The sequence below is a fragment of the Mesomycoplasma bovoculi M165/69 genome (genome assembly GCF_000524555.1).
Lineage (GTDB): Bacteria > Bacillota_I > Bacilli_A > Mycoplasmatales > Metamycoplasmataceae > Mesomycoplasma > Mesomycoplasma bovoculi.
This window is the reverse complement of the sequence record NZ_CP007154.1, coordinates 26,368-50,887: the sequence shown is the minus strand read 5'-3', so window position 1 is coordinate 50,887 and position 24,520 is coordinate 26,368. Positions and strand designations below refer to the sequence as shown.

Here is a 24,520-nt window from a genome sequence, read left to right as displayed (position 1 = left end):
TATAAGTTTATTTTATTCTACAAAACCTACTAACTCACCTAGTTCTTTTTCTGAATTAGTTGAGCTAAATATGAATTTAGTTTGTTTACTTTCTGGTAATACAAGGAAAATAACATCTGTAGTTGAAACATTATTTTCAACTAATGTATCTAAATTAACACTTGCAATTTTTTCACCTTTTTGAATTTTTTGTCCAACTTGAACAAAATTTTCAAAACCTTTACCTTGTAAGTTTACAGTATCAATTCCTATATGAATAAGAGTTTTTAATGAACCATCTTCACTAGTGATTCCGATTGCATGCTTGCTTTCAAAAACAACTTCAACAATACCACTAATTGGTGCAAAAACATTAGCAATTCCTGTTTTACCAACTTGAATTGCAAAACCATCACCCATTAATTTTTTAGAAAATACATCATCATTCAATTCACTTAATTGAATAATTTGACCTTTTGCAGGTGCAAAAACTTCTATTTTAGGTGTTTCAGATTTATCTTTTAATTCTGTTTCCACTTTTTCTATAACAGATTGAGCTTCTATTTTTGCTCCACTATGTTCAAGTTCAATAATAGCATTTCTCTGTGACTTAATTTTAGCATTTAATTGCTCAGCTACTGGTCCTAAAATTGCTTGTACGTGGTTGTTTCCTTCAACCTTGATAGCAATTGCTCCAGCAGCTTTCAATTTATCTTCAGAAACTTTAGATGCATCTTTAACATCATAACGTAAACGTGATGCACAATTGTTAAAGTTAGTAATATTGTGAATCCCACCATAACCTTCAACAATTGCTAAAACTTGTGGGTCAATGTCACCCAATTTAGCTGCATCTTTTTTATTTAAGTAGTCAGCTTTAGTGAATAGACGGGTGTTTTGTCCACGACCTGGAGTTGCTAAGTCTTTATATTTGATGAATCAATAGAAGAATAAGTAGTAAATTGGAGCATAACCAAGTCCAACCACTAATACTCATCAGAAGTTAGTTCCTTTTTGAACAGGAATAATTCCATAAAGTAGCAAGTCAAGAACACCACCACTAAATGCCATAGGGATGTGGACTCCTGCAAGGTTTGCAAAGAAGAATGATAAAGCCATCATACTTGCATGGAAACCTCAGAAAAGAGCTGGTGATAAGAATAAGAAAGTAAATTCAATTGGTTCTGTAACCCCAGTTACAAATGAAGTAACAGCTGCAGGTACAACAGTTCCAAGAGCCACTTTTCTATTTTCTTTTGGTGCTGCCATTACCATAGCAGCTGCTGCAGCTGGTAAACCAAACATCATTCCTGAGAATTTACCATCAGCAAAACGACCTACTTTAAATCCATTTTCTTGTAAAAATGTAAATAAAGGAACTTCATAATTTTTACCTTTAATTGTGTAATCAATGTAATTACCATATTGCAATAATTTTAATGAAGCAGTTGAATCACCTTGAAAACTATTTTTATTGTTTGTATAGTCTATAAGAATTTGTGATGTATTAGCACCTGCAACAAGATCTGGGTTGGTTTCCTTTAGAGCGTTAATTCCATTTTGAATAGACTCACCAGCATCACCACCAACTGATGAATATCAAAGTGGAGCATAAAATACATGGTGAAGACCAAAAGGAATTAGAGATCTTTCAATGTATCCAAAAATAAGAGATTCAAAACCATAAGGAACTGAACCAATTCCGGTTCCTATTGCATTAAGAGCAATACCAATTCATGGTCAAAAAAGTAAAAATAGTAATGCTAAAACAAACATTACTGGAATAGTTATGATAGACACAAAACGTTTACCACCAAAGAATGAAATAACTTGTGGCAACTGAATTGTGTGGAATTTACGATATAGTCATTGAATTGTTAATCCAACAGCAATACCTCCAAACACCGAGGTTTGAAGAGAAGTAAACCCTAATGTAGAACCAACTAATCTAGAAAGTTTTAATGGATCTCTACCACCTTCAGTGAATAAAATTTTATATCCACCATTTTCAGATGTAATAAGCGCAGATTGTGTAGAAACAAAAACTAGGTAACCAATTAATGTTGCAAAAACAGCAACACCCGCTTCATCTGTAAAGGCTATAACAAATGCCATAGCAAATAAAACAGGAAGTGCTGCAAAAACAGGATCACCTAAATTTTGAATTAATTGTCCAAATATTTTACCACCTTCTGAATGTGAGTTGCTTGCTATAGCAGCACCAACTCCAAGCAATAAACCGGCAATGGACATAACAGAAATAGGAAGCATAAAAGCTCCGGATAATTTGGAAAATATTTGACGCCATTTTCCTGAACCAGAGTTATTTAATTTTCTTTTTTTCTGCTCAAACAAACTTTTAAGCGATTTAAATTGAGTTAGAGAAAAACTCATGTCACTCCTTTCTATAATAATATAATTAAACTATGTTTACCACAGCACTTTAATTATAATATATTTTAATATGATTTTTGTTATAAATTTTTTTAAATTTTGAATAACTTTTACTTTTTTAAAAAACAAAAATCATATGAAATACAAATTAATTTTTATGGAATTCCAACACAACCTCAATGCCTTTTGATGACAATGTATATTAAGAAAAAATGAATTCAAACAATAAAATTGACCTATTTTTCTTAATATTTTCCCCAGTTTAAAAATATTTATAACTTTACAAAAAAATGTGCTACAATAGGTCTCGAGTTGTTGAAAAACATATATTGCTTTAGCCTCTGTTCTGGCTGCTCAAAAGAACTCACAAGACTTTTCAGTTGAAGTTTAAGCAAAAAACTGTATTAAAAAACAAGACTCATTGTAGTCTTGTTTTCTTTTTTTAATTTGGTTTTTTAAGTTGGTTCAATCTTTTTCATGTTTTGTCTCAAAATTGAGCAACCTGACTTCAATATTTTAAAATTTGGTCGTTTATCTCTTTATAAAACTTGATTTTTTCTTTTTCATTTTTATTTTGAATACTTCCTAATTTAATTGCTAGTTGTTTTAATATTTCTACTCTTTTACTGTTGGAAGATCCTATTTCATGATAAATATCTCCAAGTTCATTTCTTCATTTGTTTAACTCTTCAACATTTGTAGAGTTATTGATTTTACTCAATGAATATTTTTGGGATACTTCTTCTGCCAACTGTTTTGCTTGATTTAAATAGTTTTGAAATTCAATTGTAATTTTATCGTTTGATAAATCGATTGATTTATCTGTTAGTTTGTTATTTTCATTATTACCTGATTTTTTAGTATTTTCATTTTTTGTATTATCAATTGTTTTTTGGGTTGATGGTTCTAATAGTTGATCTGTTGATTTATTGCTGGGTTGTTTATCATCTATTGGTTTACTAATTTGGCCACAAGCCACTATTGCGATTGATGTACTAAAAATTGGTATAACTGTTAAAATTATTTTCTTAATTCTTTTCATTTGTAAACTCTTGTTTTATTATATTATAATCAAAATTATTGTTTTCTTAATCTAGATAGTTGGTCAAAAATGTATTTGCCTAAAAATTTGTTTAAATTAATAAAAATAAATGCATTTAATTTTTAATTAATTTTCTTCCAAACACAAATTCAAAATTATTTTGAATAATTTCACTTAAATCTTTTTTGCTAATACCTTTTATAAAGGCAATTTTTTGATAAACTTGCTTTATTTCTATAGATGAATTGGGTCAAAGACCTCTATTAGGTTCGGGTGACAAATAAGGAGCATCGGTTTCAATCAGGATTTTATTTAAAGGGAGTTGTTCAATTGCTTGTCTAATATCATAGCTGTTTTTGAAGGTTGCAACACCTGAAAATGAAAAATAAATATTAGGTAAATCTTTAAATTTTTCAAGCAAACCAATAGGTGCTGAATAATTATGAAAAACAAAATTAATATTGGGATTTTTTTTAATTTTGTCTTGAGTTAATTCTAAATTTGTTGTCTCATTTATATTTTGGTCTCTAATGTGAAACATAACAACTAAATTATGTTTTTTAGCAATTTCAATTTGTTTATCCATAGCACTAATTTGGAGGGCTAGTTCTAAGTTTGTTTTGTGATAAGTATCAAGACCAATTTCACCTATACCAATTGTTTTTTCATTAATAAATTTTTCTAATTTTGAATAATCTTCATTTTCTTGAATATTACTTGGATGAATACCTATTATGTTATAGGTATTTTTTCATTTTTTTGATAATTCTGTAACTTCTTGGATATCTTCTCAAGATGTTCCAACAATTACCATTTTATCTATGGAATTTGCAAAGCAATTTTCCACTTCTTTTTCAGAATTATCATAATATTCTGCAAAAGGATGGCTATGGATGTCTATGAATTTATAGGATTTTACGATAATTTTATAAGTATTTTCATCAATTTTTCATCAATTTTCAAAAGGCAAGTTTGTCAAACTTGTAAATCCATTAATTTCAAGTGTGAATTCATTTAATTTAAATTTTTCCACTATAAAATCATAGGTTTTTTCAATAATTATTTCTTGCCAGGTTGATTCTAAATTTTTATTTAAAAAAATAAGATCTAACAAAAATATTTCATCTAATTTTTCAATAGTAAAAAAAGCAGCAATAGTTTTGTTTGTGCTTTCTTGTTCGCTAATAATAAGTTCGAAAAAATTATTATTTTTATTTATGTTTAAATTAGTTGTTAAAGGCATATTTCTCGAACTAACAAAATCAACTTTTTTAGTAAATTTAGAAGAAACTGCCTGTAAAGATTTAAGGTGTCGGGGCTTTAAAGTACTAAATTCTCAATTCATATGTTTTATTTTAGTATAAAATTATAGTTTTAAAATGTTTTTGTTTAAAATTTGCAAGGTGATATGATATTAGAAACAAAAAATAAATTCGTTCTTTTTGGAATGGAAAATTCCAAAAAATTAGCTCAAAAAATTTCAGAAAAAATACAAATACCTCTTTCTGAAATTGAAAGAACAGTTTTTGCTGATGGTGAAGTGATGTTAAAATCACGTGAAACTATTCGCAATTCAACAGTTTTTGTTGTTGCAAGCACAGCAAAACCTGTTAATGATAATATTATGGAATTATTAATTTTTATAGATTCCTTAAAACGCGGATATGCCAAAGACATTATAGTTATACTTTCTTACTATGGTTATGCGCGCCAGGATCGAAAATCTTCTGGTCGACAACCAATAACTGCTAGATTAATTGCTAACTTGTTAGAAACCAGTGGTGTAACAAAAGTTGTTCTTGTTGATATTCATAACCCAAGTATTCAAGGTTTTTTCAATGTTTCAGTTGACGAACTTCTTGGTCAATTTATTTTAGCCCAAGAATTAGTTGGAAAATCTAAAAACTATGTAGTAGTTTCTCCAGATCATGGAGGAACTGTTAGAGCTAGAATTTTGGCTGAAATACTTGGCAAAAATACTCCAGTTGCTGTAATAGATAAACGAAGAACTGGTGTTAACCAAATTGATGTTTTTGGTTTAATTGGTGAAGTTGATGGTAAAGATTGTATTCTCCTTGATGATATCATTGATACAGGAGGAACTATTTTAAAAGCAGCAGATGTTGTTAAATCTAAAGGTGCAAAATCTGTTGTTGTTGCTGCAACACATGGTGTGTTTTCTAGAGGTTTTGAAAAATTTGAAGAAAACACTAGCATTGACAAAGTTATTGTTACTGATTCAATTGACAATGAATTTTTGCTTCAAAAATTCAAAAAAATCTTCATTACTTCACTAGATACTTTCTTATCAAAAGTGATTTTAGCTTGCATTCATTCAACTTCTATCAGTTCAATTTATGAAGAAATGACACATGAGTATAAATTAGTTAATGATGAATTATCAAAATAAAACTTTGAAACTTGTTGGTCAAGAAACCTTTGAAAAATTACAAAAATATGTTAATTTAATTGAACATCACAATAAAGAATACAACTTAACTGGTTTTTCAGGAGACAAACTTTGAGAAGAAGGTATTTATGAATCTTTGGTTTGTTTAGATTTTATAACAAATAATTTAAAACAAAATAATTTTAAATTATTAGATATTGGAGCTGGAGCAGGATTTCCTTCAATTCCTTACTTAATTTGAAAACCTGGAACTCAATTAACAATCGCAGAACCTCGCAAAAAAAGATGTGAATTTTTAAATGAAGTTGCACAAAATTTAAATCTAAATTTTGAAGTTTTTTGTTCAAAAGTGCAACAAAATAAAGGTAGTTTTGACATAATTACAGCTCGAGCTGTGGGTTCACTAGCAATGCTTTTAGATATTACAACTAATTTTAAAAATAGTCATTTAGCCTTTATAAAAGGGCCAAAAGTTTTTGATGAAAATAAAGAAGTAAATCATATTTTTGAAATAAAAAAAATTAAAGAATTTGAAAACAAAAATATTTATATAAGTTTTAAAAAAATATAATTTAAAAACTTCTGTGCTAAAGTAATTATTTTAATATTTTTAGAATTTTATTTCTACTAAAAATTATTAATTTAGTTCTAATTTATGGAGTTGATATCTCTCACGAAGAGTAATTATTAATAAATAAAATTTTAATAATAAGTCATTTATATATCTTTTTGAGAAAAAAGAAAATTTATAATATAATTTAAATAAATTATAATAATAAATAGGAATTTATTTTGAATTTTTACTTAATTAAGTTGATGTCTCTAAAAAAAATTGCAGCAAGTATTTTGTCTATAATAATAATTAATTTAGTTTTGATAGGCTTGAGTGTATGATATTTAGTTAGTGAAGGATTTAATGTAGAATTAAATACTATAGGAATAAAAATTATTTTCTTAGCTATAGGTTTACACATTTGTTTATTTATATTAGCTATTGTTTTTACAACAAAAGCTAGTGCTGCCAAAAGTTTAGTTATGGGTATATCTGATGGCAAATCTATGTATATTTATACACAAATAAGTTCATTGCATTCTAATAGTCTTACAGCAACATTGCTTTGAATTTTTCTTCCTTTAATAGGTATAATTTATTGATTTATTTTTAGTATGATTGCTATTTCTAAAATTTCTAGATTAATAGCTTTTGAATCATCTGCTTATTATATGATGAACAATTAGTTTCCTAAAGTTTCTAATTTAAAAGCACTTTATTAAGTGCTTTTTTTATATTTTTTAAAAGAAATAATTTTATTTTTACATTTAACTTAATTCAATTGGTCTTTTTTGAGAGATTTCTTTCTTTTTTTTTTTTTTTATTGCTACTATATAATTAAAAAAATAAACAATTAAAGGAGAAAAAATGAAACTTGTATGCAAGTTTAAAAACTGTTTTGGAATTCATGAAATGAAACATATTTTCGATTTTCAAAAAAAAGGAAAGGAAAAGAAAGGAAAAGAAAATGTTTTTTCAGTTTATGCTAAAAATGGGGTAATGAAAACATCTTTTACTGAAGTTTTTAGCAAAATACGTCAAGGTGAAAAAAATAAGATTTTAGATAAAATATTTGTGGATGAAAAACCAGAATTTAATCTTTGCAAAGATGAAGATTGTAAGGATAAGTGAAATTTTGATAAAGATTCACTTTTTGTTATTAAATCAATGGATAGTCAGTATAAATCAGAATATTTATCTGCTCTTTTAGTTAATGATAATACTAAGAAAAGGTTAGAAACATTACTTAAGTTAAAAGAAGATTTTTTTCTTTATCTTAAAAACAAATCTGGCTTAAAATATGATAAAAAAGAAAAATCAAATGATTCAGATTTGGAAATATTTTTTTTCCAAGATTTAGGTTTAGAAAATGATAGTTTTTTAAATCAATTAAAAAATATTGAAGATAAATTAAAAAATAAATTAAGTCTTTTTAATCACATCAAATATGATGAAATATTTGATAAAACATTGTTTAAAAAAATTAATGAAGAAGAATTTCAAAATAATGTTGAAGAGTTTATTTCTAAAAATAATGAAATTTATAAAAATTATGGTTTTTTAGAAAAAGGTAAGTTTAGTTATGCTGAATTTAAAATTATTGCTGAAGAATTAAAAAAGAATAATTTTTTTGTACAATGTAATTCAATAAGATTAAATGATTCAATTGTAATAAAAGATGAAAAAGAACTAAAAGAATGAGTTGATAAAATTGATAAAGAGATAAAAGAAATTCCAGCATTATCAAGTATAAATAAATTATTGAACACTGGAAAAGGAAGAAATTTAAAACAAATAATAGAAAACAATATAGAAATTGTACCTTACCTAAAAAGGGAAAATACAAATTTACTTAAGGAACAATTATGAATCTCTTATATAAAAGATAATGAAGAAAATTTTAATAAATTAAAAGAATCATTTAAATCTATAGAAGAAGAAATTGAAAATCATAAAAATGAAACAACTGAATGAGAAAAAGCTTTAGAAATATTTGAAAAAAGATTTAGTCCACCCTATAAAATGAATATAGCAAATAAATTTGCTTCAATTATTGGTGAAGGTCTTCCTGCAGTTTTGTTTGAATTCAAAAATCATAATAATGAAACTCAAAAAAAGGAATATAACCAAGAGGAGTTGAATGAATTAGGCATATTAAGTCAAGGGGAAAGGAGAGCTCTTTATTTACTAAATATTATTTTTGATATTGAAAAATTAAAAATTGAAAATAAAACAAATCCAAAAGATTTATTGATTATTATAGATGACATTGCCGATTCGTTTGATTATAAAAATAAATATGCAATTATAGAATACTTAAATGAAATAGCAGAAATACCTGGGTTTAAATTAATTATATTAACTCATAATTTTGATTTTTATAGAGCAATAAACTTGAGACTCGCTATATCAAAATCGAATATGTTATATGCAATAAAACAAAATAATAAAATAAAACTCGAAAAATTTCAACTTAACATTGATGATAAAATATTTTTTTTAGATTGAATAAAGGAATTAAATAATCGAAAATTTATCGCCCTAATTCCATATGTTAGAAATATAATTCAATTCACTAATAAAATTGAAAATAATGATGATTATAAAACATTAACAAAAGTTTTACATATAAGTGATACAAATCTAGTAAGTAATAAAAAAGTAAAATATAATGAAATATTTGACATATTTTCTAAATACATAAAATTCCCAGATGATATAATTGAGAAATGAGAAAATAATAGTGAACTTTTAGAAATATATAATGAAGCAAATGATGTTTTAGATCAATATAAAAATGATAAATTAGAATTAAAACTAGAATTAGAATTAGAGTTGAAAGTTGTGTTGTCTATTGCAATAAGACTTAAATCAGAAGAGTATATGATAAAGAAACTTAAACTAAATGGAGTAGACGACAAAGAAATAAATCAAAATAAACAAACAGGACAATTATTTAATCTATGTTTAAAAAACAAATTAATTCCACAAAATGATCAGTTGATATTAAAAAAAGCACTTATAATTATGCCTGAGAATGTGCACATAAACTCATTTATGTATGAACCATTGATAGATACTGAATTAGAAGATTTAATAAAGTCATACAATGACATAAAGAATTTAACTTAACTTTTTTTAAATAAGTATAACTATAAATTACACTATTTAATCTTCATTTTAAAAACATTAATCTTATATACTTTTTTTCTTTTTTCATTTATAATACAAAGATACAAAAAAGGAAAGGAGGTTTTATGAATTTACAAAAATTATATTTGTTAAAAAAACTTTCATTAATTATTTTAATTTCGTTATTTCTTTTTCCAATATTAATTCTTGGTTTACTAATTGGATCAGTTCGATCTGGGTCTATAGGGTTTGTAGGTTTTGCTATTTTTGTTACAATAATTTTATCCTTATTATTTTTAAGTCTTATTGTTATTTTTATAGTTCAAAATGATAAACTTAGCAATACCTACACAAATTTACAACTTGTATTTATTCTAGCTATTATTGGTGCATTAATTATTTTTATATTTATTATTTCATTTTTTTATTGAATAGTTGTTTGCATAGTCACATACTCTAGAGTTTCACAAATTATCAATTACGAAGAACAAAGAAATACTGAGTTTACTGAATAAAATCAAAAAGGCACTTAATTAAGTGCCTTTTATTTTTATTTTAAAATCTAATTAATTTTGGGATCTTTCAAATAAAGCGCTTCGACTTGAAGTAATTTTTTTTCTTGTTTAAAAATAGTTTGTGCTTGTTTAAAATTTGTAAATAAATAAACATAGTCAAAAGAACCTTGATTGTCTATGTTTTCATTTATTATTTCCATTTCTGAAACAAGAGTTCCTTGTTGAGCTCAAGCTCCAAAACTAGAATTATTAGAGTTTTTTATTGTGTAATATCTTTTTTCTTTAAAAGCAACAGATATTATTGAAAAAGAATTGGTTGTAAAAAGTTTAGCTTCTGAAAGTTGGCAAATAGTTCTAACAAAAACAAGACCAATTCGGCAACCTGTGAATTTACCAGGTCCTAAATTTAAATAAAATTCATTAATTTGTTGAATCTTTAAATTATTTTTAGTTAAAAGATCATTGATTTTTATAGGTAAAACATCTGCTTTTTGAACTATTTTTTCTAAAAAATAGTCAACTAAAACATAGTTTTGGTCAAAAATGGCTAAAGCTATAAAATCATTTGTAGTATCAATAAAAAATTTCATAATTAATTATAAATATATTGTATTGCTAAAATTAAAAATAATAAAATTTAAAAACAAAAAGTATTTATTTTGTTTTTTTACTTATTGTAAAAAAATGTTTGAAATATCAACTTAATTATAAAAAAGTTCTACTTTGCGCTTGTTTTCATCAATAAAATTAATTTTAAGACAAACTGAATTAGTTTCAAAATTATCTAACTTGTTAGCTCACTCAATGACAACTAATTTATCTTCAAAATAGTCATAAAATTCTGATAAATCACCTTTAAAATTATCAAGATCAATATGAACTAATTTGTTATAAACAAAACAAAAATTAAATGATGGTGAAGTTATATTATCTTTTAGTCCTAAAAACTTACCCAATTGCTTAACAAAAAATGTTTTACCTACTCCGTAATCCCCTATTAAATAAATAAATTGCACTTTTAGTGCAATTATTTTTGAAATTATTTTTTCATAATCATTTGAGTTTGAAGATTCAAATGATTCTGATTTTTGATAATTAAGCATTAATTATTAGATTTGAAGAAACTAAATGGATCACGGATATCAAATTTTGATTTGTGTTCATATTTAGAGTTAGTTCCTGCAGGGATTTTGTGTCCAACAATAATATTTTCTTTAAGACCTTCAAGACGGTCAACTTGGGAAGAAATTACAGAGTGAACAAGAATTTTTGAAGTTTCTTGGTAACTAGCAGCTGCTAAGAATGAATTTGAGAGCAATGGAATTTGTTTTGCTCCTTTAATAATAATATTTCCAAAAGCAGGTTTTTTACCTTCAGAAATCAACTTACCATTAACTTCTTTATAATCACTAATATCAACGATTGAACCAATAAAGAAGTCTGAATCACCATTTTCAATAATTTGAATTTTTGAAAGCATTTGTCTAATAATGATTTCAATATATTTATCAGAAATAGTAATTCCTTGCATACGATAAATACGTTGAATTTCTTTTAATAAATAGTTTTGAAGGGTTCTAGCATCTGAAACTGCAAGTAATTCTTTAAGAATAATAGGTCCTTCAACAAGTTTTTGACCTGGAATAACATTATCACCTTCTTGAACACGAAGTTTTTGTGTTTCATCAACACGGATGATTTGTTCAACAAGATTTCCATCTGGACCTTTGTGTTCAATGTGAATTAAGTGACCTTTTGATAAATTTCCATCACGATTTGGTTGTTCAACAATTTTAGAAATTTGTCCATAAACAGGTGAGATTTTTGCTGGACGTCCTCAAGGATGCTCGTGAGAGTCAATAAGCTCGATTAGTCTAGTAAATCCACCAGTAATATCTTCAACGTTAGCAACCCCTCCAGTGTGGAATGTACGCATGGTTAACTGAGTACCAGGTTCACCAATTGATTGAGCTGCAATAATTCCAACAGCTTCACCAATTGAAACTAATCTATTGGTTGCAAGGTCTTTTCCATAACATTTTTTACATACACTATTTTTGATGTGACAAGATAAAATAGAACGAATTTCAACTTTTTTAATACCAGCTGCAACAATTTTTTTTGCAGTTTGCAAGTTGACCATTTTACCTGCTTGAGCTACAACTTCACCATTTTCATCAATAACATCTTTATTTAAGAAGCGACCTTCAATACGTTCAACAAGTGGAACAATAACTTGGTTTGTTTTTGTATCAACAATATCTTTAACTACAAAACCAAAGTCTGAAAAACAGTCTTCAGCTGTTACAACAATATTTTGTGCAACATCAACTAAACGACGAGTTAAATACCCTGATTTTGCAGTGTTAAGCGCGGTATCAGTAAGTCCTTTACGTGCCCCGTGAGTTGATGAGTAAAACTCAAATGATGTTAAACCTTCAAGGAATGAAGATTTAACAGGAACTTCAACAGTGTTACGAACAACTCTTTCATTTTCAGCATCAACTTTAAGAGCTTTAACGTTGTTAGCCATTAATCCACGCATTCCGGCTAGTTGCACGAAGTTAGAAATATTTCCACGTGCCCCTGATTTCATCATCATAACCACTGAATTTTGGTTGTCATTTGCAACTGAATCATTAAGATTGTCTTGAATTTTATTTTTAACTTTTTCTCATTTTTGAATAGAAAGTGTATATTTTTCATCATCTGTGATGAGACCTTTGCTAAAGAATTCATTCAATTTATTGATGTATTCATCACCTTCTTTGATGAAATCTTCTTTTTGAGGAGCCATTTTGATGTCACTAATCGCAATAGAAGTCCCAGAAATAGTTGAATAATGGAATCCTAAATCTTTAATTTTGTCCATCATTGATGAAACCATATTAATGTATTTGAATCAAATACGTTCTAAAAGTCATACTTTTTCATATTCTTCCATAACTTTGATTGCTGAGCCACCACTATGTTTGTGACGACGGAAAAGCTGGTCAAATTCATAAATTGTAAACTCAGCTAACTTAGAAATGTGCGAAATAGGAAGTTTCTCATTTTGATAATCACGCAATTTCTCATAAGCCAAAATACAATTTTGATAATTTTCAAAATCTAATTGATTAATTACATTTGCAACATCTTCTTTGGCCAAAAGTCCATCATAAGTGTCAAAAATTTGACGAACAATTTTAGCAATATGTTTTTTAGACAAAGCGTTATTAATTGGTGTATTTTGAATTTTTTCAACAAAATTAGTTCCATATGGACAAACATATTTTCTAATTTGGTCTTCGTAATTTAAAAATAATTCATCAACTTTATCATCAAAAATAAATGGAAAATTTTCAGGAAAAATATTGTTTAAAATGAATTTTCCAACTGTTGAAATAATGTGTCCTGGGTTGTTTTGCCCAATTGTTGGTTTAACTTCCACAAATGGAAGTGCAACACGAGCGTGCAACTCTACTGTACCAAATTCATAGGCTTTGATTAGCTCATCAAGACTTCCAAAAAATCTACCTTCACCTTTAGCACCTTCTTTTTCTTGGGTTAAATAGTAAAGTCCCAAAATCATATCCTGGCTAGGGTTAACAATTGGTTCTCCATCTTTTGGACCTAAAATGTTTTTGTTTGCAAACATTAATTCTTTAGTTTCTCGAATAGCTTCAGGAGAAATTGGCACGTGAACAGCCATTTGGTCACCATCAAAGTCAGCATTAAATCCAGCAGTTACAAGTGGGTGAAGCTGGATAGCTTTTCCACGAACTAAAACTGGTTGGAAGGCTTGAATTGAAAGACGGTGAAGTGTTGGTGCACGGTTTAAAATAATTGGTTTATTTTCAATAACTTTAGCAACTGAAGGTCAAATTTGTGGATTTTGTTCTTCAATCATTTTACGTGCACTTTTAATTGAAGATGAAACTCCATCTTCAATTAAAGCTCGAATAATTCAAGGTTCAAACAAGGTTGCTGCCATCCGACGTGGGAGTCCTGCTTGGTGCATTTTGAGTTTTGGACCCACAACAATAACAGAACGTCCTGAATAATCAACACGTTTTCCCAAAAGGTTTTGACGGAATCTACCTTTTTTTCCAGTTAATGAATCTGAAATTGACTTAAGTGGACGGTTATCTTTAGTTGTAACTTGGTTGGTAGATTTTTTTTGATTATCAATTAAAGCATCAATTGCTTCTTGTAACATACGAAGTTCATTTTGTAAAATTAGAACAGGAGCATCTGATTCTTTTCATTTTTTTAAACGATTATTTCTGATAATGATACGACGATAAAGTTCGTTGCAATCACTAGTTGAGTGACGTGAACCATCTAGCTGCACTAAAGGTCTAAGATCTGCTGGAATAACTGGCAAGTTTTTAATAATCATTGATTTTGGATCTTGGCCTGAACTAATGAAATTATTAATAACTTGTAGTCTTTTATAGAGTTTATCTCGTTTTTGATTTTTCAAAATTTGTTTTTTATTTTGACCAATTTGAGAATGAATCTCTTGAATTTCAGCTTCAACTTTTGCTCTTTCAGCTTCCAAGTCAAGATTGTCTAACAAGTACTCAATAGCTTCAGTACCTGTTGAAATTTTAGCTTCACTGAACTCTTCAATAATTTCATTAAGTTCGTAATAGTCAATTCCATACTCACGACCAATTTTGGAAGTAACAGTTTCATTTAGTTCATCAATTGCATCAGAAATTGCTTCATATTCTTCTGTGCCTTGTTCATAACGTGAACGAATTTCAACAAGAGCATCTTTATAAATAACACCAGCTTCTGAAATATCAATAATTTTATTTTTTTGTAGTGATTTTAGACCACCTGTTTCTAAAACAATATGTGATTTATAGTAAATTAATTGCTCTAAACTAGTTTTAGAAACTGCATTTTTTGTTTTTTTCTCTTCAGATTCAATAACTTTTAAACCTAAAAGTTTAGAAATAATGCTATGGTCAATTTTGAAATATCAAAGGTGTAAAATTGGTGCATTTAATTTAATGTGACCCATTGAATAACGACGTGCAATTTTAGGTAAAATTTGAGATTTACTAATTTGACACTCTTTAGTAGTTGGACAAATTTGATTTTCATTAGATTTTTTGTATTTTTTACCACAAATTGAACACTTATAATCAACTAAAGGTCCAAAAATTAACTCATCAAAAAGACCGCCACGTTCTGGTTTGAATGTTTTATAGTTGATTGTTTCAGGTTTTGTAACCTCTCCTCTTGATCAATCAAGAACATCTTGAGGTGTCGCTAAGGCTAATGAAATTTTTTCAATGCTATTCTCAGAGATTTTAGCATATTGACGTGAAATTTTCTTGTTTTCCATAATAATTACCTCAATAGTTTAATATGAATCTTCATCAAAGTCTTCGTTTTCTTCATCAACATCTTCGAAGTCAGATTCTAGGGATGTTCTACCTTCATCACTAAAGGCTTCATCAAATGGATATTCATCCTCAATGTGGTCGACATACTCAACTGGTTTTTTGTTTGGTGCGAGCACATCAAATTCAGCATCATTCGCATTTTCTTTTTTATGAACTTCAAGTTTTATTAACAAACCACGAAGTTCATATGCAAGCACATTAAAGGACTCAGGGGTTCCTGGACGTGGAAGTTTTCCACCTGAAATTAAATTATTGTAAAGACTATTACGTCCAACAATATTATCTGATTTATAGGTTAGAAGTTCAGATAAAACGGTGGTTGCTCCAAAAGATTCAAGTGCTCATGTTTCCATTTCACCAAATCTTTGTCCTCCGTTTTGTGACTTCCCTCCAAGTGGTTGTTGAGTTGTAAGTGAGTAAGGACCAACAGCACGAGCGTGCATTTTGTCATCAACCATATGCTGCAATTTAAGCATATACATATAACCAACTGAAACTTCTTTGTCAAAAGCTTTTCCAGTAATTCCATCATAAAGTTTGAATTTTCCTGATTCAGGCATGCTAGCTTCTTGGAATAATGATTTCATTGTGTCTGGTTTAATTCCATCAAAAACAGGAGTTACAAATCTAGTGTTTAGATTTTTAGCAACCATTCCAAGGTGAAGTTCAAGAACTTGTCCAATATTCATCCGAGATGGCACCCCTTGTGGGTTCAAGAGGATATCAACTGGAGTTCCATCTTCTAAAAATGGCATATCTTCAACTGGCAATACAATTGAAACAACCCCTTTGTTTCCATGGCGCCCAGCCATTTTGTCCCCAACTTTAATTTTACGTTTTTGAGCAATTAAAACTTTAACAAGCATTCCCACACCATCTTCAAGTGTGTCGCCATTTTCACGTGAAAGAACTTGAACATCGATAACAGTTCCACCTTCACCGTGTTTTACACGAAGTGAAGTATCTTTTTGGGCAAGTGCTTTTTTACCTCAAATAGTAACAATCAAACGATCTTCAGGAGTTGGATTGTCTTCACCTTTTGGTGAAGTACGTCCAACTAAAATGTCACCTGTATTAACTTCAGAACCAACACGAACAATTCCATTAGCGTCAAGATGTGATCTTGATTTTGCTGATGTGTTTGGCACTTCAGCAGTTAAAATATCAGTTCCAGCTTTAGTAGAACGGAATTTAATAGTTTGTTCTTGAATGTGAATTGAAGTGAACACATCATCTTTAACTAAACGTTCACTAATGATAATCGCATCTTCATAGTTGTAACCATTTCAAGTTGTAAAGGCTACTAAAACATTTTTCCCAAGTGCTAATTCACCTTTGTCAGTTGATGGTCCATCACAAATAAGTTGACCTTTTTTAACTTGTTGACCAAGAGAAACAATTGGTTTTTGTAAGATCAAAGTTTCTTGGTTAGATTTTTCAAAATGGCGAAGATAATAAGTATGTTCATTATCTTCTTCATCAGTTACAATGATTTTTTTAGAATCAACAAAGGTGACTACACCATCTGTTTCAGAACGAATATTAGTTGATGAATAAAGAGCAACATCTGATTCAATCCCTGTGGCCACAAAAGGTGATTCCGCTTTAATCAAAGGCACGGCTTGACGTTGCATGTTAGAACCCATAAGTGCCCGGTTCGCATCGTTGTTTTCCAAAAATGGAATTGCACTAGCTGAAATTGAAGTCATTTGCATTGATGAAACATCAATGTAATCAATTTCATTTGCATCAACAACAATAAAAGTTTGATTTTTTCTAACTGTAACTTTGTCAGCAATTATTTCATTTTTTTCATTAATTGGCAATGAAGATTGAGCAAAAGTTAGTCCAAATTCTTCAGCTGCAGTTAATCAGTGTGGTTGTGAATAATCAACAACTCTATTATTTACTTTAAAGTAAGGAGTTAAAATGAATCCATAAGGATTAGTTTTTGCAAAAACACTATAGTTAAGAATCAAACCAATGTTTTGACCCTCAGGTGTTTCAACTGGACAAATGCGTCCATAGTGAGTTGCATGAACGTCACGAACCTCAAATTGAGCAGTTTCTCTATTTAGCCCACCAGGCCCTAAAGATGTCACCCTTCTTTTACTTGCCATTTCACCTAATGGATTAATTTGGTCCATAAATTGTGAAAGTTTAGATGAGTTGAAAAAGTTTTTAAATTGGTTGTAAATTGGTTTGTTATTAATAACACTTTTAACTGTGATTTTATCAATTTCAGCTCTAGATGAAATACGCTCTTTGGTATTTTTTTCCATTTTGTTAAGAGCAATTAAAAATTGATTTTGCAATAGTTCACCAACACCAACAATTCGTTTGTTAATTAATGAATCTGGGTCATCATTTTTACCAATGTTTGAAATTAAGTTAAAATAGTATGAAACGATTGCAACTATATCAGAAATTAAAAGAGTAGTTTCATTTGAAGTTGGATCATTTCCAATAACTAAAATTGGTTCTTGATCCTGTGACATAGCTCTTTTATTTGGTCAAACTTTAACAGAAATAACCTTTGTACGACTAGACAAATCAGTATTTCTATTAATTTGCAATTGACGCCCATAAACGTTTTCATCAATTCCATCAATTGATGAAAATTCAAAACTTCCATCTTCGAATTTTTTTTGAATATCAACTGCCATTTGTCTTGTAATAAAGGTTTTTTTAGCATAAACTAAATCACCATTTTTATCAATCAAATCTTGTGCTAAATAAGTTTGAGTAATACGCTCAATTAAATTGAGTTTGTTATTGAGCATATAACGACCAGTTTTAGATAAATTGTAACGACGCTCATTAAAAATTATAGATGGGATAAAATTTTTCAATCCCTCTTCTGTAATTCTGTCATCTTTACGAATAATACGGTAAATCTGTTCTAAGTTTTCTTCAACACCATTTACTTTGTGTTTTTTAAGAGACTCTAAAAGTGGTGCTGATTGACCAAAGTATTTTTTAATAGTTTCATCAACAAAACCAAAAGCTTTTAAAAATGTAATTAAAGGAATATTTTTATGCTTATCGATACGAATTTTAACAGTATCAACACCATGACCTGTAACTTTGTGAAAAATTTCAATTCAGGAACCTAGTTGTGGAATAATTTCAACCTTGTTGAAAAGATCGTCTGCTTGACGATTACGAACTCTTTCACGATAACAAACTCCAGGTGAACGAATTAATTGTGAAATAACAATTTTTTCAAAACCATTGATAATGAATGTTCCACCTTGAGTCATGTAAGGAATTTCACCTAAAAGAATTTCTTGTTCTTCCACTTCCCCATCTTCTGACTGAATTTTTCTAAGTGTTGCATAAACACGACAAACATATGATTTACCTTTTTGACGAGCTTCGCGAATGCTTGAAAATTCATCTTTTGGTCTTTCTACTCTAATAGAACCTTGCTTAAAACTAATTTCTAATTTTCCATTTGTTGAAAAAACAGGATAAATTTTGTTAAAAGCTTCAGTAATCCCTTCTTCTAAAAACCAATGATATGAATCACGTTGAGAATCTAAAAAGTTAGGTGTAGTAAGTGTTTGTTTGGTTTTTGCATAAAACCGTCTTTTAGTGGTTAAACCATAAGTTTTTTCACTATATAAATGATTCATAATATTCCTTTGTTTTTAATAGTGCAAAAATGGCATTATAAAAAACGCCATTTTTATTAATAAATGTATATTTTACTTGCTTGTTCAAAATTATTAGTCAATTGAAACTTCAGCACCAACTTCTTGAAGTTTTTTTGCAATTTCTTCAGCTTCAGCTGGACTAACATTTTCTTTTAGAACTGCAGGAGCTGAATCAGCGATTTTCTTAGCTTCCATTAATCCTAAGTTGAATAATTCTTTAACAACTTTAATAACTTTAACTTTTTCTTGTCCTGCTGATTTTAAAGTAACTGTTACTTCTGATTTTGCTTCAGCTTTTTCAGGAGCTGCTGCAACTGCAACAGCAGATGGGTCAATTCCAAACTCGTCTTTTAAAGCTTGAACAAGTTCCATAACCTCTTTAATACTCATTTCTTTTAATGATTCAATAAATTGATCTTTTGTAATTTTTGCCATTATTTTTCCTTTTTCATTAAATTAAAAATTTTTAAGTGATTGTGTAAATCTTAGATTTACTGATTAATTTTGCCTTCATCAACCAACATTTTCAAACCAAGTGAAAGTTGTTGTAATGGTGTTTGAAGAGATCTTGCAAGAATTGTAAGAGCTTCAGTGAAGTTTGGAAGTGTTGCCACATCTTTCATCTCACTAGAAGAAATAACTTGCCCTTCATAAATTCCACCTTTTAAAATTAAAAGTGGCTGCTCTTTTGTAGAGTTGAAAATAATTTTTGCAGGTGCGATAGGATCAGAAGTTCCAAATGCAAAGATATTAGGACCAATAAGTTCAGTTTCAATTGAAGAAAAACCTGCTTCTTTTGCTGCTATTTTAAAAAGTCTATTTTTATAAACTTTTGTAACAACACCAGCTGCTCTAAACTCATTTCTTAATTGCTCTAACTCAGCAACAGTTAGTCCACGATATTCTGCAATCGCAAGTGAAGAAGAATTTGTTAAAAGTTCTTTAATTTCTTTAACAGTTTCTACTTTTTTAGCACGAAAACTATTCAAATTTGCACTCCTTTCTTTTTATATAAAATAATTAAAAGTGCAATACTATATACATTCAAATAACAAATTAAGTTTTACAACAGTTATTATCTCTATGTATTGCGGGTATTATTTTAACAAATTAAATAAAAAAAATAACAAATTTCTTTGCTTTTTAAAATTAAATAGAAAACTGTAATAGAAAAAACTCAAAACCAATATTTTCATCAATTATAAATTTCTTAACATCCGAATCTAATTTAGCAAGTCAAATAAGCATTCTTTTTACTTTTTCTATTCCCACACTATTATAAAATTGAACAATTTTTTTTACTTGAAATGGTTTTAAGTTAAGAACTTGTGCTATCTCTACATCTCTTAAATAATTTTTATAATTTAAATAAACAATAAATGATTGATACAACTTATTGCTAACTTGTGTCACAAGTCAAGAAAGAGGCGCTCCGGCCAACATTTTATTTTTATAAAATTTAAAAATATTTTGAACATCACGAATTACAAAAGAATTTATAAAACCCCAAATATTATCTCCTGAATAATCACTAACAAAAGAATCTATAATTTCTGAAGTAATTTCTAAATTTAAAGTTTTTAGTTTGTTGAGTTCATTTGCAATGATTTGTGCATTCATTGGCATCATCATTTCAATTCTAAAAACATCGCTTTTAGTTAAAACTAATCCAATTTTTGCTGAATAACTTTCAATAAAATCATTTTTATCTTTTTCACTAAGACTTTTTGTTTCAAAAGTTGCATTTTTATCTGCTAAAACTTTAAAAATATCAGATTTTAGCAATTTAGTTTTTGCATCATCTTCTTCAAATAAGTAAGTAAAAATAAGTATATGATTACTATTGTTTAATTTGTATATTATTTTTTCATTTTCTTTTTTGTCTTTGTCAAAAAAATAAAAATTTTTAAAAACATAAATTTTTTTGTCAACAAACAAAGAATTATTTATAACTTTATCAACTATCTCATTAATATCTTCACTATTGTAAAAACATTCAACAAAACTTAATTTTGTTTGATCTATAATTGCTTTAACTTTCTCTTGGATGAAGAAGTGGTCATTTCCATAAACAAAAAACATATTAAAAATATTATATTACTAAAAAACAATCAAGTCTGATTTATTTTAAAATTTAAAACCAAAAATGGCAATTCTCTTATAAATTCAATAGCTTCTACAAAATACTTGCTAATTATTTCTAATATTTCCTTGTTTCACAAAAAGAACAACAAAATAATGTAAAAAATGGTGAAAAAAGGTGAAAATATCAATAAAATAAAAGGTGAAAATAAATTATAAAAACCGTTATAAAAAGCAGAATATACAAAACTTGTTAAATTAACGAAAACAAAATTAACCAATATTTTTATTCATTTTTTAGAGAATTTAATTTGATTTATAAACAAAATAATAAAACTTACACCAAAAGACAATATAAATGCAGGTGAATATATTATAAAAATATTCGAACCCATCAAAATTAACATTGTTCAAGAAAGTAAAGTGCTTTTGCTAAATTTTTTGTTTAAAAATATTTCATTAATTTCAATTAAGACTCAAAAAATCACACCTCTCAAAAATGAAATAGGAAAATTTAGCAAAAAGCTTTGAAAAACAAGAAAAGCAAAAAATATTGGTTTATAAATTACGGTTTTCACTTTTAACTTTTGAAAAACTCAAAAAAATATTTGTTTAAAAAAATTAATGTGAAAACCTGATATAACAAATAAGTGATAAACACCCAAATATATAAGATTGGATTTTAAAAAATTAGCATCTTCAGTTATAGAACCCAAGAAAACCATAGGAATTAATTTGGAGTAATTTTCACTTCCTGAAAAAATATATTTTTTAATGGTGCTAATAAAATTTGTTGAATTATGATTTTCAATCACTTGACTATTAACTATTTCATAAAATATTGATTTGGATTTTAAGTAGAATATAAAAGAAGAATTTTCTTTTTTCCGAACTATAAGAGCATTTAGTATTCCTTTTATTTTTACTCAACTATCTATCTCTAAAGATTTTCCTTTAATAAAAAATTTAGCATTTTCAGTTTGCAAAAAGGAACCATATGGGTAAGATTCTACAACTTTGCCTTCAAATATGCTTTGTTTATGGTTTGATTCAGGTTTAATTGTTCACACTAATAGAGCGCTTATCCCTATTAAAAATAAGGCAAGCCCAGCTTTTTTTATCTCACCAAGAAAAAAGAGCAATAAAAAACAAGAAAAAACACCAATTAATCACAAAAATTCTTTTTGATCTAAAAATAAAACAAAAAAAATTATAGAAAAAACCAAAATTAATCAAGAGTAAAATTTGCTTGCAATTTGCTTAAATAAGTAGACTCAATTTTTAAGTTTTCTTGTATCTCAAGCCATGAAACTTTTTTACCCTTATTTTTAGTTAAAAATTTTTTTATATTACTAATTAATTCTTTTGGTATTTTCAATTTTTTTGATTTATCTAGAGAAATTTTTGATAAATTTTCTTTTTCACTTTCCAATTTAAATTTAAATTCTTTATCTTCAATAATTTTTTCATTCAAGTTATAGTTGGCTAAATTTACATCAGCAGATGGCTTGAAAGCAAAAAATATTTCTCTTAAGGTTGTTCCTTTATCAAAAATTTTGGTTCCTGGTTGTCTAACTCCTTTCAAAATTGTGATTTTTATTTTGTCTCCATTGACTTTAATTGATTTTACATAATAAATAAAACCTATGGCCGCAACACCACTCAAAGCTAAAATCATTCCAATAATCTTAATTTTTTTCTTCATTGCTATCTTTATTAAGAAAAAATGCAAAAAATGGTATAAAATAAAACAAAAAAAAAGTGTAATGTTTTTTTTATTAAATAATTCACTATAAATTTAGTGAATTTCTTGTTTTATTTTTTGTCTAATTTGATGACAATAGAACAAAAAAACGTTAAACAACACATTCAAAAATAATTTTCAAATTTAAAATAAGAGGTAAATTAAAAATATATGAAACTAAAAAAATTTGTTTGAACCTTACCAGTTGTAACAATGGCACCTATTGTTGTTCTTGCATCTTGTGGAACTGACAATTCAAAAGAAAAAGAAGAAGCACAAAAAAATGCAAATCAATCTAATACAACTAAACAATCTGGAAATGTAACTACAAACACAAATTACAATACTTCTGGAAATAAATCAACAGATACAAACACCAACACTTCCGGAAGTGTAGCAAGCAACAATTCTACAAACCAATCAACTAACATAAATGCTTCAATAAATGGTAATTCTGGAAGTGTTACATCAAACACAAATACTAGCACTTCTAATAACCAATCAACAAATACAAGCAATAACACTTCTGGGAGTGCAGTAAGTAACAATTCTTCAAGTCAATCCTCTGGTACAAATAATTCAACAGGAAGTGATTCTGCAAATACAACACACAATTCACTAGTAAGTCCGGAAGCAAAGGATGTATTAAAAAAAGTTGCAACAAAGACTTTAATAGGCACAGCTAAATCTGAAGCCTTAAAAATTGCAAAATCAGGAGTTCCAACAGGAAAAGAGGCTGCGAAGGATATAGCAAAAGGAACAGCAACAAACGCTGGAAAGGCTTTAAGTCAATTAACCACTGAACAGAAAAAAGTTTTAATAGATGCGGGAAAAGAGGTAGCCAAAGCTACTGCTCAAACAATAAAAGACAAATTACAACAACATAAAGAAAAAAGAGAACAAAAGAAACAAGAAAAAGCTGGCAAAAGCCAATCAAACTAATTTAAAAGCCTAGATTGCTTTCGTATTTTATTGCTAAATAGCAATAAAATATTAATAAAAATTAAAAAGTTTGTATAATTTTTATTGCATAAGTCAATCGCTGCCAGAAGGTAGAGGAAAGTCCGCGCTAGCACTATCTGAGATGATAGTAATGTTCATGTTGAATCTAATAAATTCAAGCCCAGACGACTAGTGCCACAGAGACGAGCTTATTAAATTAAGGTGAAACGCGGTAAACTCCATGAGCTAGAAACCCAAATTTTTGGTAGGGGAGCTCAACCTAGGAATTCAACAATGGTTGAGAAGCAATATTTGCTTAGATAAATGGTTGACTAATACAGAACGCGGCTTATTAATGCACAAAAAGGCACATTAAGTGCCTTTTTGTATTTTAAAAGCACTTTTTTGTTGTTTGCAAAAAACAAACATAAATATTTTTTATAAAAATTCAAATCTTGGTGAAAAACAAACAAAAAGCATTTTGAAGTTATTTTGAAAAAAGAGTTTGAAAAGACCCTAAAGATTTGGTTAAAAAATAAATTCTTACCAATATTTGCCTACAAAAAATGGTTAAATAATTTAACAAATGATACAACAAGAAAAAAATACTAAATTTTTAATCTTTTTACTAAAAAAGAACATCAAGAAGATGAAGAACAAGAA

Annotated in this window: 18 protein-coding genes and 1 other RNA gene; 7 read left to right on the top strand and 12 right to left on the bottom strand. The window is 27.9% G+C overall.

What is annotated here, in order from left to right; translation table 4 throughout:
* Nucleotides 1–12: 12 nt before the first annotated feature.
* From MYB_RS00220 to MYB_RS00210, 3 genes are all read right to left on the bottom strand, one after another.
* Nucleotides 13–2,373 (bottom strand): PTS sugar transporter subunit IIABC, encoded by a 2,361-nt coding sequence (locus MYB_RS00220; protein WP_022934856.1) that lies wholly within the window; start codon nucleotides 2,371–2,373, stop codon nucleotides 13–15.
* Nucleotides 2,374–2,815: 442 nt separating this feature from the next.
* Nucleotides 2,816–3,415, bottom strand: a complete 600-nt coding sequence (locus MYB_RS00215) for a hypothetical protein (RefSeq protein WP_022934855.1) — start codon at nucleotides 3,413–3,415, stop codon at nucleotides 2,816–2,818.
* 115 nt (nucleotides 3,416–3,530) lie between these two features.
* Nucleotides 3,531–4,760: a TatD family hydrolase gene (locus MYB_RS00210; protein ID WP_022934854.1), complete on the bottom strand. Its 1,230-nt coding sequence runs from the start codon at nucleotides 4,758–4,760 to the stop codon at nucleotides 3,531–3,533.
* A 63-nt stretch (nucleotides 4,761–4,823) separates the two neighbouring features.
* Between MYB_RS00210 and MYB_RS00205 the strand changes: the two genes are divergently transcribed.
* From MYB_RS00205 to MYB_RS00185, 5 genes are all read left to right on the top strand, one after another.
* Complete coding sequence (locus MYB_RS00205; RefSeq protein WP_022934853.1) at nucleotides 4,824–5,825, top strand: ribose-phosphate pyrophosphokinase; 1,002 nt, start codon at nucleotides 4,824–4,826, stop codon at nucleotides 5,823–5,825.
* Nucleotides 5,806–6,396 carry a 16S rRNA (guanine(527)-N(7))-methyltransferase RsmG gene (rsmG, locus tag MYB_RS00200; RefSeq protein WP_022934852.1) on the top strand — a complete coding sequence of 197 codons (591 nt, stop codon included), beginning with the start codon at nucleotides 5,806–5,808 and terminating at the stop codon, nucleotides 6,394–6,396. The genes MYB_RS00205 and rsmG overlap by 20 nt, the downstream gene beginning before the upstream one ends.
* Before the next feature lie 221 nt (nucleotides 6,397–6,617).
* Nucleotides 6,618–7,064 carry a hypothetical protein gene (locus tag MYB_RS00195; protein ID WP_144084172.1) on the top strand — a complete coding sequence of 149 codons (447 nt, stop codon included), beginning with the start codon at nucleotides 6,618–6,620 and terminating at the stop codon, nucleotides 7,062–7,064.
* A 181-nt stretch (nucleotides 7,065–7,245) separates the two neighbouring features.
* Entirely contained in the window at nucleotides 7,246–9,510 is a 2,265-nt protein-coding gene (locus MYB_RS00190) for an AAA family ATPase (RefSeq protein WP_022934850.1), read from the top strand.
* Nucleotides 9,511–9,635: 125 nt separating this feature from the next.
* A complete protein-coding gene (locus MYB_RS00185; RefSeq protein WP_022934849.1) occupies nucleotides 9,636–10,025 on the top strand; it encodes a hypothetical protein in 390 nt (129 codons plus the stop codon).
* Between the two features lie 47 nt (nucleotides 10,026–10,072).
* Here MYB_RS00185 and MYB_RS00180 read toward each other — a convergent pair whose 3' ends face one another.
* The 9 genes from MYB_RS00180 to MYB_RS00140 form a co-directional block, all read right to left on the bottom strand.
* On the bottom strand, nucleotides 10,073–10,615 hold the full coding sequence (locus tag MYB_RS00180) for a hypothetical protein (protein WP_022934848.1): 543 nt from the start codon (nucleotides 10,613–10,615) through the stop codon (nucleotides 10,073–10,075).
* Nucleotides 10,616–10,726: 111 nt separating this feature from the next.
* Nucleotides 10,727–11,128, bottom strand: coding sequence for a tRNA (adenosine(37)-N6)-threonylcarbamoyltransferase complex ATPase subunit type 1 TsaE (gene tsaE / locus MYB_RS00175; RefSeq protein ID WP_022934847.1), 402 nt, complete (start codon nucleotides 11,126–11,128; stop codon nucleotides 10,727–10,729).
* Complete coding sequence (rpoC, locus tag MYB_RS00170; RefSeq protein ID WP_025279580.1) at nucleotides 11,128–15,369, bottom strand: DNA-directed RNA polymerase subunit beta'; 4,242 nt, start codon at nucleotides 15,367–15,369, stop codon at nucleotides 11,128–11,130. The genes tsaE and rpoC overlap by 1 nt, the downstream gene beginning before the upstream one ends.
* An 18-nt stretch (nucleotides 15,370–15,387) precedes the next feature.
* Complete coding sequence (rpoB, locus tag MYB_RS00165) at nucleotides 15,388–19,068, bottom strand: DNA-directed RNA polymerase subunit beta (RefSeq protein WP_022934845.1); 3,681 nt, start codon at nucleotides 19,066–19,068, stop codon at nucleotides 15,388–15,390.
* A gap of 93 nt (nucleotides 19,069–19,161) precedes the next feature.
* Nucleotides 19,162–19,524: a 50S ribosomal protein L7/L12 gene (gene rplL, locus MYB_RS00160; RefSeq protein ID WP_022934844.1), complete on the bottom strand. Its 363-nt coding sequence runs from the start codon at nucleotides 19,522–19,524 to the stop codon at nucleotides 19,162–19,164.
* Between the two features lie 56 nt (nucleotides 19,525–19,580).
* Nucleotides 19,581–20,078 carry a 50S ribosomal protein L10 gene (gene rplJ, locus MYB_RS00155; RefSeq protein ID WP_022934843.1) on the bottom strand — a complete coding sequence of 166 codons (498 nt, stop codon included), beginning with the start codon at nucleotides 20,076–20,078 and terminating at the stop codon, nucleotides 19,581–19,583.
* A gap of 160 nt (nucleotides 20,079–20,238) precedes the next feature.
* A complete protein-coding gene (holA, locus tag MYB_RS00150; protein WP_022934842.1) occupies nucleotides 20,239–21,171 on the bottom strand; it encodes a DNA polymerase III subunit delta in 933 nt (310 codons plus the stop codon).
* Nucleotides 21,111–22,241, bottom strand: coding sequence for an MAG0480 family ComEC-like protein (locus tag MYB_RS00145; RefSeq protein ID WP_144084171.1), 1,131 nt, complete (start codon nucleotides 22,239–22,241; stop codon nucleotides 21,111–21,113). Before MYB_RS00145 ends, holA begins: the two co-directional genes overlap by 61 nt.
* A gap of 158 nt (nucleotides 22,242–22,399) precedes the next feature.
* Entirely contained in the window at nucleotides 22,400–22,876 is a 477-nt protein-coding gene (locus MYB_RS00140; RefSeq protein WP_022934840.1) for a hypothetical protein, read from the bottom strand.
* 210 nt (nucleotides 22,877–23,086) lie between these two features.
* Between MYB_RS00140 and MYB_RS00135 the strand changes: the two genes are divergently transcribed.
* Together MYB_RS00135 and rnpB are read left to right on the top strand one after the other, a co-directional pair.
* The gene (locus MYB_RS00135) at nucleotides 23,087–23,857 is read left to right on the top strand and encodes a hypothetical protein (protein ID WP_022934839.1); all 771 of its coding nucleotides are present in this window, start codon (nucleotides 23,087–23,089) and stop codon (nucleotides 23,855–23,857) included.
* An 85-nt stretch (nucleotides 23,858–23,942) separates the two neighbouring features.
* An RNA gene (gene rnpB / locus MYB_RS03135) (RNase P RNA component class B) lies at nucleotides 23,943–24,214 on the top strand.
* The last annotated feature ends 306 nt before the right edge of the window (nucleotides 24,215–24,520 follow it).